This window comes from Leucobacter rhizosphaerae, assembly GCF_022919175.1.
Taxonomy (GTDB): domain Bacteria; phylum Actinomycetota; class Actinomycetes; order Actinomycetales; family Microbacteriaceae; genus Leucobacter; species Leucobacter rhizosphaerae.
The window spans coordinates 1,022,391-1,034,781 of record NZ_CP095043.1 but is presented as its reverse complement, the minus strand read 5'-3'; the positions used below and the strand labels follow the sequence as shown (position 1 = coordinate 1,034,781).

Annotated in this window: 10 protein-coding genes; 5 read left to right on the top strand and 5 right to left on the bottom strand. The window is 69.8% G+C overall.

Annotated elements, in window-relative coordinates:
- The 3 genes from MUN76_RS04700 to MUN76_RS04690 all read right to left on the bottom strand — a co-directional run bounded on the left by MUN76_RS04700 (nucleotide 1) and on the right by MUN76_RS04690 (nucleotide 3,395).
- Nucleotides 1–1,575 carry a fumarylacetoacetate hydrolase family protein gene (locus MUN76_RS04700; protein ID WP_244687595.1) on the bottom strand — a complete coding sequence of 525 codons (1,575 nt, stop codon included), beginning with the start codon at nucleotides 1,573–1,575 and terminating at the stop codon, nucleotides 1–3.
- A 189-nt stretch (nucleotides 1,576–1,764) separates the two neighbouring features.
- Nucleotides 1,765–2,625, bottom strand: coding sequence for an HpcH/HpaI aldolase family protein (locus MUN76_RS04695; protein WP_244687593.1), 861 nt, complete (start codon nucleotides 2,623–2,625; stop codon nucleotides 1,765–1,767).
- Nucleotides 2,610–3,395 (bottom strand): fumarylacetoacetate hydrolase family protein, encoded by a 786-nt coding sequence (locus tag MUN76_RS04690; protein ID WP_244687591.1) that lies wholly within the window; start codon nucleotides 3,393–3,395, stop codon nucleotides 2,610–2,612. The genes MUN76_RS04695 and MUN76_RS04690 overlap by 16 nt, the downstream gene beginning before the upstream one ends.
- Nucleotides 3,396–3,649: 254 nt before the next feature.
- Between MUN76_RS04690 and MUN76_RS04685 the strand changes: the two genes are divergently transcribed.
- From MUN76_RS04685 to MUN76_RS04665, 5 genes are all read left to right on the top strand, one after another.
- Nucleotides 3,650–5,185: an ABC transporter substrate-binding protein gene (locus MUN76_RS04685; protein ID WP_244687589.1), complete on the top strand. Its 1,536-nt coding sequence runs from the start codon at nucleotides 3,650–3,652 to the stop codon at nucleotides 5,183–5,185.
- Nucleotides 5,186–5,252: 67 nt separating this feature from the next.
- A complete protein-coding gene (locus tag MUN76_RS04680) occupies nucleotides 5,253–6,194 on the top strand; it encodes an ABC transporter permease (RefSeq protein ID WP_244687588.1) in 942 nt (313 codons plus the stop codon).
- Nucleotides 6,191–8,023, top strand: coding sequence for a dipeptide/oligopeptide/nickel ABC transporter permease/ATP-binding protein (locus MUN76_RS04675; RefSeq protein ID WP_244687586.1), 1,833 nt, complete (start codon nucleotides 6,191–6,193; stop codon nucleotides 8,021–8,023). The genes MUN76_RS04680 and MUN76_RS04675 overlap by 4 nt, the downstream gene beginning before the upstream one ends.
- Nucleotides 8,020–8,841, top strand: a complete 822-nt coding sequence (locus tag MUN76_RS04670) for an ABC transporter ATP-binding protein (protein ID WP_244687584.1) — start codon at nucleotides 8,020–8,022, stop codon at nucleotides 8,839–8,841. The genes MUN76_RS04675 and MUN76_RS04670 overlap by 4 nt, the downstream gene beginning before the upstream one ends.
- A gap of 30 nt (nucleotides 8,842–8,871) precedes the next feature.
- Entirely contained in the window at nucleotides 8,872–11,028 is a 2,157-nt protein-coding gene (locus MUN76_RS04665; RefSeq protein ID WP_244687582.1) for a DEAD/DEAH box helicase, read from the top strand.
- Between the two features lie 77 nt (nucleotides 11,029–11,105).
- Here MUN76_RS04665 and MUN76_RS04660 read toward each other — a convergent pair whose 3' ends face one another.
- Nucleotides 11,106–11,522 carry a DUF1801 domain-containing protein gene (locus tag MUN76_RS04660; protein ID WP_244687580.1) on the bottom strand — a complete coding sequence of 139 codons (417 nt, stop codon included), beginning with the start codon at nucleotides 11,520–11,522 and terminating at the stop codon, nucleotides 11,106–11,108.
- Between the two features lie 13 nt (nucleotides 11,523–11,535).
- Nucleotides 11,536–12,387 carry a hypothetical protein gene (locus MUN76_RS04655; RefSeq protein WP_244687578.1) on the bottom strand — a complete coding sequence of 284 codons (852 nt, stop codon included), beginning with the start codon at nucleotides 12,385–12,387 and terminating at the stop codon, nucleotides 11,536–11,538.
- Nucleotides 12,388–12,391: the final 4 nt, after the last annotated feature.

The window sequence follows — 12,391 nt, the reverse complement described above, 5'->3', positions numbered from 1 at the left end:
TCAGGCCTGCCCGCCCGCGGTCTCGGCCTCGTAGCGCGCGCGCCACTCGGCGTTCATGGGGAAGAGTCCGTCAACGGCCGCGCCGTTCGCGACCTGCGCGGCGACCCAGGCGTCGGCCCGCTCCTGGGCGGCCGCCTCTGCCGCGACCTCCGCGAGCAGGAACGGCGGGATCACGATCACCCCGTCGCGGTCGCCCATGATGATGTCGCCCGGCTGCACCGCGGCGCCGCCGCAGGCGATCGTGACGTCGGTCTCCCACGGCACGTGGCGGCGGCCGAGCACACTCGGGTGCGCGCCCTGCGAGAACACCGGGATCGAAAACTCCTCGACCGCCGCGAAATCGCGCACGCCGCCGTCGGTGACGATCCCGGCGGCTCCGCGCACCTGGGCGCGGAGGGCCAGCACGTCGCCGACGGTGCCGGTGGAGGGGATCCCGCGCGCCTCGACGACGAGCACCTCACCCGCGTTCACGGTGTCGAAGGCCCGCTTCTGGGCGTTGAAGCCGCCCGCGTACTCCTTGAAGAGGTCCGGGCGGAACGGGATGAAGCGGAGGGTCTTCGCGGTGCCGAGGATCGTGTCGCCGTCGTGGTTCGGGTGCACGCCGTCGATGAAGATGTCGACGTAGCCGCGCTTGCGCAGCGCCGCGGAGACGGTGGCGACCGCGACCCCGTCGAGCTGGGCGCGGATCTCTGGGGTGAGCGGCGAGGCTGCTGCGGGGTCAGCGCTCGCTTCGGCGAGGCCGTCGAGCGGCACTGACGCGGTGGCGTCACCGCCAGTCGCAGTCGAACGCGCTGCGTTCTCCTCTAAGCGACTGGCGCGACCCGCCGCCACGGCCTCGGCGTGCTCCTGCTCGCTGCCCCAGGCCTCGATGCGCTGCAGGTCGTCGGTCTTCGGCTTCGTGCCGAAGTCGCCGAACGGCACGGTGCCCTGCGTCACCGTCGTGACGAGGCGGCCCGTGGTCGGGGCGCCGGGTGCCTGCGGCGCGTCGACCTCGACCTCGACGACGTCGCCGGGGAGTACGACCGAGGAGCCCGCCGGGGTGCCGGTGAGGATCACGTCGCCGGTCTCGAGGGTCATGTGCTGCGACAGGTCGGCGACGAGCCGGCCGAACGGGAACGCGAGCGTGTCGCTCGTGTCGTCCTGCACCAGCTGGCCGTTGACCCAGGTGCGGACGCGCCAGTCGCCCTCGCCCAGGCCCTCGGTCGGGATCGCGGCGGGGCCGATCGGCGTGAATCCGTCACCGCCCTTGTTGCGGACGTTGGATCCCTTGTCGGCGGCGCGGAGATCGTAGACGCCGAAGTCGTTCGCCGCGGTCACCTGCGCGACGTGGGACCAGCCGTCCTCGGGGGAGACGTGGCGCGCGGGGGTGCCGATGACGAGGGCGATCTCACCCTCGAAGGCGAGCAGTTCGGTGCCGGCGGGGCGCTCGATGGTGCCGCCCGTCGGGGCGAGCGACGACGCCGGCTTGAAGAAGTAGGACGGCTGCGCCGGGGTACGTCCGCGCTGCTGCATGCGCGACGGGTAGTTGAGGTGCACCGCGATGATCTTGCCTGGGGTGTCGATTCCGTACGTCATAGCTCCCTCGCCGGTCGTTGTATTTCTTATCGTATACGATTTGATGGAATTTGAGAAGTGCGATGCGAGCGGCCGCGCTGATCCCGACCGCGCTGATCCCGACCTCGCTGCAGGGTTGCGGGGTCACTCTGGTGGAGTGTTTTGCGCTCGCAACCCCTCACGAGTGACCCCGCCACGATCTGGGGAGCTCTAGTAGCTCGCTCGAGGGGTGGATCCGGATGCGGCAGCAGCCGCACCCGCTGCGGGATCCTGGCCCGCCGCCCGCGCCGCGAAGCGATCGACGAGCGCCTCGGTCTGACGGGCGAGGATCGCGACATCCGCGCCCACGGCGACGAAGCTCGCACCGGCGTCGATGTAGCGATCCGCGTCGGCCGCCACGAACGCGTTCACCCCGACGGGCTTCCCCGCATCGGTCGCCGCGCGGATCGCGCGCAGCACGCCCGCCACGACCTCGGGGTGGCTCTGCTGACCCAGGTATCCCATGGACGCCGCGAGGTCCGAGGGGCCCACGAAGATCGCGTCGACGCCGTCGACCGCGAGGATCTCCTCGACCTCGGCGACCGCGGCCGCGGACTCGATCTGCACGGTCAGGCTGATCGTCCCCCCGGCGCGGCCGAGGTAGCCCTCGACCCGATTCCAGCGGGCGGAGCGGGCGAGCGCCGATCCGACCCCGCGAGCGCCGCCGCCCGCGCCGTCGGGGTAGCGCACCGCCCGCACGATCTCCGCGGCCTGCGCGGCCGAGTCCACCATCGGGATGAGCAGGTTCTGCGCGCCGAGGTCGAGGAACTGCTTGATGGTCACGGTGTCGCCGGACGGCGGACGCACGAGCGGAGCGACGGGATACGCCGACATCGCGTAGAGCTGCGCCAGCACCGATTCGAGGCCGTTGGGGGAGTGCTCGGCGTCGAGCAGCACCCAGTCGCAGCCGCTGCCCGCGACGATCTCCGCGGTGATCGGGCTGCCGGCGCACGCCCACAGGCCGATCAGCGGGCGGTCCGCGGTGTCGAGGCGCTCGCGGAGCGTGGGGGGCAGGTCTAGACGAATCGGCATGTCACCGACCCCAGCCCGTTGTAGTCCGCGTGCACGGTGTCGCCGCGCTGCACCCACATCGGCTTCGTGAACGAGCCCGCGAGGATGATCTCGCCCGCCTCCAGCGTCTGGCCGTGCTGGGCGAGCTTGTTCGCGAGCCACACGACGCCGAGGGCGGGGTGGCCGAGGATCGCACCGGCGACTCCCGAGTCCTCGATGGTCTCGTTGCGGTAGAGCAGCGCCGAGGCCCAAGTGAGGTCCGTCTCGTCGACCTTCACCGGCCGCCCGCCGACGACCATCGCGCCCATGGCGGCGTTGTCGCTGATCGTGTCCACGATCGTGCGCCCCTCGAGCTCGAGGTGGGAGTTCAGGATCTCCAGTGCCGGCACGACGTAGGCCGTCGCGTCGAGCACGTCGAAGATCGTCACGTTCGGGCCGGTGAGGGGCTTCGCGAGCACAAACGCCAGCTCGACCTCGATGCGCACGTTGGAGTAGCGGTCGAACTCGAGCACCGAGCCCGACTCGTAGACCATGTCGTCGTGGATCACGCCGTAGTCGGGCTCGGAGATGCCCGTCGCGAGCTGCATGACCTTCGAGGTCAGCCCGATCTTGTGGCCGACCAGGCGGGCGCCCGCGGCGATCCGGCGATCGGACCAGACCTTCTGGATGGCGTACGAGTCCTCGATCACCATGCCGGGGTATCTCGCGGTGAGCTTGGGCAGCACGGCGCGGTCGAGGTCCGCCTGCACCAGTTCGTCGGCGATGGATTCAATGGTCGTCTGATCGAGCACGTGGCCTCCAAGTTCCTGCGGTCGTGCTCAGATCGTATACGATTCCGGGGGCCGCGCGCCAGGCCCAATCGCGTCAATTCCCGGCGCCGAATTCGACTTGTTTTTTTTGTCAACGTGCGTAGAATGAAACCGACGGCACACCGATGTGGCGTCCAACCTCACTCCGGGGAACGCACGCGTTCCGCCCGGAATGCGCGTGGATCAGCAACGAAGCGTCACCCAATCAACAGGTCCGAAGACCGGGAGAACACCACATGATGAAGCACACTCTGACGGGGCTCGCGGCGGTCGCCGCCGCGGCTCTCGCCCTCACCGCCTGCTCGGCCGGCGGGTCCGCCGGGGGCGGCGACGCACCCGAGGGCAACGTCCCCCTCAACATCGGCAACTTCCTCGACGTCACGTCGTGGGATCCCGCGCTCGCCGACATCGGCTTCGACGGCCCCTACCTGTCGGCGGTCTACGACCCGCTCGTTGTGGTCGACGGCGACGGTGTGCCCCAGCCCGCGCTCGCCACCGCGTGGGAGGTCTCCGACGACTTCACCACGATCACGATGGATCTCCGCACCGACGCGGTCTTCTCGAACGGTGAGGCCTTCGACGCCGCGGCCGCCGTGCAGAGCCTCGACTACCTCAAGGCCGGTGTCCGCTCACAGGAGGCCTACCAGAAGGTCGAGAGCTTCGAGGCCGTCGACGAGGACACGATCGCGATCCACCTCACCGAGCGCGACGACACGATCCTCTACTTCATGGGCCTCGGACGGAGCTACATGATGGCCCCGGCCGCGATCGCCGATGGCAGCCTCGCGACCGCACCGGTCGGCTCCGGGCCCTACACCCTGGGCGACGCCACGGTGCCGGGTGCGGAGTACCACTTCGACAAGGTCGCCGACCACTGGGACGCGGCGGCGTTCCCCTTCGACCCGCTCGTGGTCTCGCCGCTCAGCGACCCCACCGCCATGCTCAACGGCATGGAGGGCGGCCAGTTCAACGTCATCTACGGCGACCAGACGGCGATCGACATGGCCGCCGACTCGGGATGGAACGTGAGCTCCGGGCTCGCCGCCTGGGTCGGGTTGCAGTTCACCGATCGGGCCGGCGCCACGGAGATGGGCACGCCCCTCGGCGACGTGCGGGTGCGCCAGGCCCTGAATCACGCCTTCAACGGGCCCGAGATGCTCCAGGCGATCGGCCAGGACAACGGGGCCGCGACGAACCAGGTGTTCCCGGCCGACACGACCGGAAACCTGCCCGAGCTGAACGACCTCTTCGCTCCGGACATCGAGACGGCGAAGCAGATGCTGGCCGACGCCGGCTACCCCGACGGCTTCGCGGTGAAGATGCCGATGGCGCCGCCCTTCCAGCCCTACCAGGCCTCGGTCGAGCAGGTCTTCGACGAGCTCGGGATCACCGTCACCTGGGACGAGTACCAGTTCATGGACTACATGGCCAACGCGCCGACCTATCCGATGTTCGTCGGGGTGATCTCGATGGACGGCAACGCGGTCGCCACGGTGGAGCGGCAGATTGCGAAGCCCCAGTGGTACAACCCGACGACCGGCCTCGACAGCTTCCCCGAGATCCAGGCGCAGACCGACAAGGTCTTCGCGGCCGATCCCGGCGACGCCCAGACCCAGGAGATCGAGACCCTCAACGAGATGATCACGAATGAGGCGTGGTTCGACGTCTGGTACCAGTCGAACAACTCCTACGTGTCGACGGCCGAGTTCACGGTGACGCCGGTGATCGGGATGATGTTCCCGACGCTGCGCCACATCAACCTCGCGGGCTAGCTCCTCAGGGTGGGGTCGCACCCGCGGCCCCACCTCCCCGTCTGTCCCAGCTCAACCAGGAGACCTGATGCTCAGCTTCACACTCAAGCGGCTCCTCTCGGGGGTGATCCTGCTCTTCGCGGTCGCGACCGGCACGTTCTTCCTCGCGCACGCGGCGATCCCGGATCCCACCCTCGGGCTCCTCGGCAGCGCGGCGACGCCGGAGGCCCAGGCGGCCCTCGCGCAGAAGATCGGCACCGACCGACCCGTGCTCGTGCAGTACGGGGAGTGGATCCTGCGGCTCCTGCAGGGCGACTTCGGCGAGTCCTGGCGCAACTTCCAGCCCGTTTCCGCGCAGATCGCCACCAAGCTCCCGGTGACCCTGTCGGTGGTGACGGTCGCCATCCTGCTCTCCGCCGTGCTCGGCGGGGTGCTCGGGGTGCTCGCCGGGCTGCGGCCGAACACCTGGATCGACCGCCTCGTGAAAGCGGGGGCCGTGATCCTGTTCGCGCTCCCCGGGTTCTGGGTCGCGCTGGTGCTCGTCATGCTCTTCGCGGTGCAGCTCAAGTGGTTCCCCGCGGTGGGCTACACGCCGCCCGCGCAGTCCGTCGGGGGCTGGATCCAGTCGATCACGCTGCCCGCGATCGCCCTGGCGCTCGGTGCGATCGTGATGATCGCCGAGCAGCTGCGCAACGCGATCATCCAGGCCGACCGGCAGGACTACGTGCGCACGCTCCGCAGCCGGGGCCTGCCGCCGTGGCGCATCGTCGCGCACCTGCTGCGCAACGCCGCACCGGCCTCGCTCACGGTGCTCGCGCTCATGTTCGTGGGGCTGCTGTCCGGGGCGATCGTCGTCGAGCAGATCTTCGCCCTCCCCGGCATCGGCGCCCTGACGCAGGGCTCCTCGCAGAACGGCGACATCCCGATGCTGCTCGGGATCACGGTGATCACCGTGGTGTTCGTCGTCATCGTGAACTTCCTGCTCGACATCCTGCTCGGCTGGATCAATCCGAAGGCTCGTGTGCAATGACCGCTCCGATCACCGACTCCGTCACCGGTTCCGTGGCCGGTGCCGTCGACCCTCGCTCCTCAACGCGGCGCTCCACGCTCGCCCGGTTCCTGCGCCGCCCGGCCGGGGCCATCTCGAGTGCGCTGCTCGTGCTCATCGTGCTGATCGCGGTGCTCGCGCCGTGGCTGTCGCCGATGGACCCGAACGCCGTCGATCTGTCGCTGACCCGCGCGCTGCCGAGCCCCGAGCACCCGCTCGGGGGCGACACGAGCGGCCGCGACGTGCTGAGCCGTCTCATCTGGGGTACGCAGATCACCCTCTGGGGAGCGCTCGTCGCGATCGCGACCGCGGTGGTGCTCGGGGTGCCCTCGGGGCTCGCCGCCGGGTACACCGGGGGCGCGGTGGATCGCATCGGCACCTGGATCAGCGACGCGCTCCAGGCGGTGCCCGGCATGATCATCCTGCTCATCGTCGCCGCGAGCACCCGCAACGAGTTCACCCTGCTCATGATCACGGTCGGCGTGTTCATGGCCCCCGGGTACTTCCGGCTCACCCGCTCGACCGTGCTGTCGGTGCGGAACGAGGCGTACATCGACGCGGCGCGCGTCGCCGGACTGACGAACGCCCGGATCATGGGGCGCCACGTGATCCGCACGGTGATCGCACCGATCGTGATCCAGACCGCGCTCACCGCGGGAATGGCGATGGGGATGCAGGCCGGACTGCAGTTCCTCGGCATCGGCGGCGGGACCACCCCCGGGTGGGGCGCCGCGATGAACGAGGGCTTCCGCGTGATGCGCACCGATCCGCTGCTGCTCCTGTGGCCGTCGCTCGCGCTCGGCATCACGATCGCCGCGCTGGCGGTGCTCGGGTCGACGCTCGCCGACGTCATCAGCGTGAAGACCGTGACCCTGTCGCGGCGCGAGAAGCGCCGGATCGCCGCGGCCCACGCCGCCGCAGGCGCCGCTCCCGGCCCGATCGGGGCCACCACCACCACCACCGGGTCGATCTCGGTCGCCGCCGTCGACTCCGCGGTCCGATTGGAGAACCTGCGGGTCACCTACGAGACGGCGGACGGCGAGGTGGAGGTGGTGCACGGGATCACCCTCGACGTCGCCCCGGGCGAGGTGCTCGGGATCGTGGGCGAGTCGGGATCCGGCAAGTCGCAGACGGTGTTCTCGATGCTCGATCTGCTGCCGCGATCCGGCACCTCGACCGCGGACGCGATCTGGATCGGCGGCGAGGACGTCACCCGGCTGTCGCGGGCGGATCGCGCCCGGCTCCTCGGGCACGAGATCGGGTACATCCCGCAGGAACCGATGACGAACCTCGACCCCTCCTACACGATCGGGTATCAGCTCATCGAGCCGCTGCGCGCCGTGCACGGCATGCGGAAGGCCGAGGCGCGCACGCGCGCACTCGAGATGCTGGAGCGGGTGGGGATCGCCGATCCCGCGCGGACCATGCGGTCGTATCCGCACGAACTCTCCGGCGGTATGGCGCAGCGCGTGCTCATCGCCGGCGCGATAGCGGGTCGTCCCTCGGTGCTCGTCGCCGACGAACCGACGACAGCCCTCGACGTGACCGTGCAGGCGGAGGTGCTCGAGCTGCTGCGGGAACTGCAGCGGGAGGACGGCATGGCGCTCGTCATCGTCACCCACAACTTCGGCGTCGTCGCCGACCTCTGCGATCGGGTGGTGGTGATGCGGTCGGGATCCATCGTCGAGATCGACGACGTCGCACCGATCTTCGCCCACGCCGAACACCCCTACACCCGCGAGCTCATCGCCGCCTCGCTCGACGGCGCCGAGAGCCGCAGCGAACTCGATGCCCAGGAGGTACACGCATGAGCGCGCACACCCCGCTGCTGCAGGCCGAAGACGTCGTCGTCGAGTACGGGGCACGCCGTGCGCCGCACCGCGTGCTCCACGAGGTCTCGCTGGAGGTCGGCGACGGCGAGTGCGTCGGCCTCGTCGGGGAGTCGGGATCGGGCAAGTCGACCCTCGGCAAGGCCATCCTCGGGCTGGTGCCCGTGGCGAGCGGTCGCATCACGTTCGACGGGCGCGACATCACACGGCTCTCCGGCCGTGCCCGCCGTGCACTTGCGGCCGATATCCAGGTCGTGTTCCAGGATCCCTACGGCTCGCTGAACCCGATGATGACGATCGGGGACATCCTCGCGGAACCGCTCAGTACCACCGGAACGGGCCGGGCCGAGGCGAGGCGCATCGTGGGGGAGATGCTCGAGCGCGTGAATCTGCCCGGCTCGGTGATCGACCGGTACCCGAGCGAGTTCTCGGGCGGGCAGCGGCAGCGCATCGCGATCGCACGAGCGCTGGTCCGCAAGCCACGCCTGATCATCTGCGACGAGCCCGTGAGCGCGCTCGACCTGACGACGCAGTCGACGGTGCTCGACCTGCTCATCGAACTGCAGCGCGACACCGGGGTCTCGTACCTCTTCGTCTCGCACGATCTCGGGGTCGTGCGCCGGATCTGCCACCGCGTGGCGGTGATGTACCGGGGCAGGCTTGTCGAGGTCGGCGACGGGGAGCAGGTGACGCGCGATCCGGAGCACGCCTACAGCCGACGGCTGCTCGCGGCGTCGCCGGTTGCGGACCCGATTCGGCAGGCCGAGCGCCGCGCCGCGTGGCTCTCGCTCCGCGACTGACGGGGGAGGCCGGTGAGGTAGAATACACTAATGACCTCTTCTGAGAACGCCGAGCCCACCGAGGCCGGCGAGACCGCAGCTCCCATCGAATCCGAGGGTGAGCGCACCACATTCGACGACCTAGGCCTGAGTGAGCCGATTCTTCGCGCCGTGAAGGGGCTCGGCTACGAGACGCCCTCCGCTATTCAGGAAGCCACGATCCCGACCCTGCTCGAGGGGCGCGACGTCGTCGGCCTCGCGCAGACCGGCACCGGCAAGACCGCGGCGTTCGCGCTGCCGATCCTGTCGCGCCTCCAGCCCGGCTCGGGGTCGCCTCAGGCCCTCGTGCTGGCCCCCACCCGCGAGCTCGCGCTCCAGGTCTGCGAGGCGTTCGAGAGCTACGCCGCGCACCTGCCCGAGGTGCACCTGCTGCCGGTCTACGGCGGGCAGGCGTACGGGCAGCAGCTCTCCGCGCTGCGCCGCGGCGTGGACATCGTGGTCGGTACCCCCGGTCGCATCATGGACCACATGAAGCGCGGCTCGCTCGACCTCAGCCAGATCAAGTACCTGGTGCTCGACGAGGCCGACGAGATGCTCAAGATGGGCTTCGCCGAGGACGTCGAGACGATCCTCGCCGACACCCCGGAGGAGAAGCAGGTCGCCCTCTTCTCCGCGACGATGCCGGCGCAGATCCGCCGCATCTCGCAGCAGTACCTGAACGATCCGAACGAGATCAAGATCCAGGGCAAGACCCAGACGAGCTCGACGATCACGCAGCGCTACATCGTCGTGTCCTACACACAGAAGGTGGACGCGCTCACCCGCATCCTCGAGGTCGAGGACTTCGACGGGCTCATCGTCTTCACCCGCACGCGCAACGACACCGAGCAGGTCGCGGAGAAGCTGCGCGCACGCGGGTACTCCGCGGCCGCGATCAGCGGCGATGTGCAGCAGGCGCAGCGCGAGCGCACCGTGCAGGCGCTGAAGGACGGCAAGCTCGACATCCTCGTCGCCACGGACGTCGCCGCGCGCGGCCTCGACGTCGAGCGCATCAGCCACGTCATCAACTACGACCTGCCGATCGACACCGAGTCGTACGTGCACCGCATCGGCCGCACCGGCCGAGCAGGGCGCACCGGCGACGCGATCAGCTTCGTCACCCCGCGCGAGCGCCGCATGCTGAAGTCGATCGAGAAGGCGACGAAGCAGCCGCTCACGCAGATGCCGCTCCCCGGCGTCGAGGAGGTCAACGCGACCCGGCTCTCCCGCTTCGACGACGAGATCACCGCGGCGCTCGACGAGACCGCGCGGATCGATCGCTTCCGCGACATCATCGACCACTACGTGCGCCACCACAACGTGCCGGAGGCCGACGTCGCCGCCGCGCTCGCGGTGGTGGCCCAGGGCAACACGCCCCTGTTGCTCGACGAGTCGGATGACCGCAAGTTCGAGCGCGACCGCGCGCAGGCCGCCCGGTTCCTCGAGGACAACGACCGCGGTGGACGCGATGATCGCCCCGAGCGCGCACCCCGCGGAGAGCGTCGCACCGACCTGCAGATGTACCGGATCGAGGTCGGTCGGCGCCAGAAGGTGCAGCCCGGGCAGATCATCGGGGCGATCGCGAACGAGGGCGGGCTCACCCGCGACGACTTCGGTCGGATCCAGGTGCGCGACGATTTCTCGCTCGTCGAGCTGCCGGCGAACCTGTCGCCCTCTGCGCTCTCGGCGCTCGAGCAGACCCGCATCAGCGGCAAGCTCATCGAGCTGCGCCCGGACACGGGCGGATCGCGCGGCGGCAAGAGCTGGGAGCCCCGCGGGGATCGCGGCTCCGACCGGCGTGGCGGCGGCGATCGTGGCGGGTACCGCGGCGAGCGTGATGGCGGGTACCGCGGAGATCGCGATGGCGGCGGGTACCGCGGCGGTGACCGCGGGGGCTACCGCGGTGATCGTGACGCTCGCGGCGGTGGCCGCGGCGGCGATCGCTGGGGCTCGAACGACCGCGGGTCGAATGATCGCGGCTCCAACGACCGCGGCAACTCGGGATCGGGCCAGGGGCGCTGGAACCGCGACGATCGTGGCGGGTACCAGGGCGGGCGCGACGATCGCGGCGGACGCGATTCCCGGGGCGGCCGCGACGACCGCGGGGATTTCCGCGGCGACAACCGCGGCGGCCGGGACGACCGCGGACCGCGCAAGCCGCGCTGGTAGTCGCGTCGCGCGGGGGCGGAGTCCCAGACCGAGCCTGAGCCTCAGTTCGGGCCTGAGCCTCGGCCCGAGTCTCAGCCCTACGGGGCCTCGTCGGTGACCCCGACGAGTGGCACGAGTCCGCGGTTCTTCCGGATGTCGCGGTAGTTCCACTGCACGCTGCGCGCCTCGGCGAGCCAGCGGCGCACCTGCTCGGGGTCGATCTGCTCGGGGTCCGTGTACCGGATCTCGGCGGCGCGGAAACTGCCCTCCGCGGCCAGACCCGGTTCGGCGAAGGACTGCCCGCTCCAGAACAGTAGCCGCACGGATGCTGTGAGCCGGTCGTACCCGACCACGGGGTTGCCGTCGAAGAACCATACTGGGTGCGCGTGCCACACCTTGTTCTCGGCGTCCGGCAGCGCCGCTTCGATGATCCCGAGCAGCCGCTCGCAGATCGGGAGGGCCTCGGGGTCGAGGCGGGACTGGTAGGCGAGCACGTCGTCGGACGTCGGAGTCATAGGGTCAGCATAGTCAGCGGCTGGGCCCGCCTGGGATGGCAATTCCGTAGGCGGTCAGCATGCGAGCCATTCGAGTTGGGGTGGTGGCTTCTGCGAACCCCCAACGGATCATTCGTTTCCCGGTGGTCCCGCAGATCCAGTCATGACGCCGCTTTTCCCGATACACGACCTCCTCGGCGCTCTCACCGTTGCGAAGGAGCGGGCTCCGATACTTGCTCCTCCCGTCGCACTCGCCGAGTACTCCGATACCCAGGAGCTCGAAATCGACGAAGTAGTGGCCGCCGCTCGGCGAAGGCACCGGGACCTGGATGTCGACGTTGAAGCCCAGCCTCAGAAACTGCAGTCGGCTGATGCTCTCGAGAACCGAGTCGGCGCGCGGATCGGCGAGGTCGACCACACGTCGCAGGGTGTGCAAGCCACGGGTGCCTGCGGACTCGCTGACTCGCTCGCGCATCTGTGCTCGCCAGGCATCGATCCCGGTCCGGTCGATCGAGCGGTGAGTGCGGAATTGCGCTCGCAGCACAGCATCGGCGCAGCTCAGACCGGCTTCTGCCCGAGCTGATCGCGCGAGGTCGAATACGGTGCGGTCGGGGGTCGTGCACCGGAGGTGGTGCCGGAATGTGATGTCTTCCGGCTGGACGTCGAAGCGATGCCTGATGAGACCCCCGCTGGAACGCCCGGGGCCGTTCACCGGACTTGCGACATGAGTGGAGTCGGTTGTCACATCGAAGAGGGGAAGTCCAAGTAGTGCGGCGGCGGAGGTGTGCGTGAAAAGCGGCTCGCGGGTGGCCGCGCGATTCACCGCTCGGGCCCGCGCCACGAGTCGGTCGTTGGGGCTGAGGGTGCTCCATTCGGTGGCGCTCACGTAG

Bases quoted from the DNA above. Each gene is read 5' to 3' on its own strand.
- MUN76_RS04700 (WP_244687595.1), bottom strand. From the start codon at position 1,575: ATGACGTACGGAATCGACACCCCAGGCAAGATCATCGCGGTGCACCTC.
- MUN76_RS04695 (WP_244687593.1), bottom strand. From the start codon at position 2,625: ATGCCGATTCGTCTAGACCTGCCCCCCACGCTCCGCGAGCGCCTCGAC.
- MUN76_RS04685 (WP_244687589.1), top strand. From the start codon at position 3,650: ATGATGAAGCACACTCTGACGGGGCTCGCGGCGGTCGCCGCCGCGGCT.
- MUN76_RS04680 (WP_244687588.1), top strand. From the start codon at position 5,253: ATGCTCAGCTTCACACTCAAGCGGCTCCTCTCGGGGGTGATCCTGCTC.
- MUN76_RS04675 (WP_244687586.1), top strand. From the start codon at position 6,191: ATGACCGCTCCGATCACCGACTCCGTCACCGGTTCCGTGGCCGGTGCC.
- MUN76_RS04670 (WP_244687584.1), top strand. From the start codon at position 8,020: ATGAGCGCGCACACCCCGCTGCTGCAGGCCGAAGACGTCGTCGTCGAG.
- MUN76_RS04665 (WP_244687582.1), top strand. From the start codon at position 8,872: ATGACCTCTTCTGAGAACGCCGAGCCCACCGAGGCCGGCGAGACCGCA.
- MUN76_RS04660 (WP_244687580.1), bottom strand. From the start codon at position 11,522: ATGACTCCGACGTCCGACGACGTGCTCGCCTACCAGTCCCGCCTCGAC.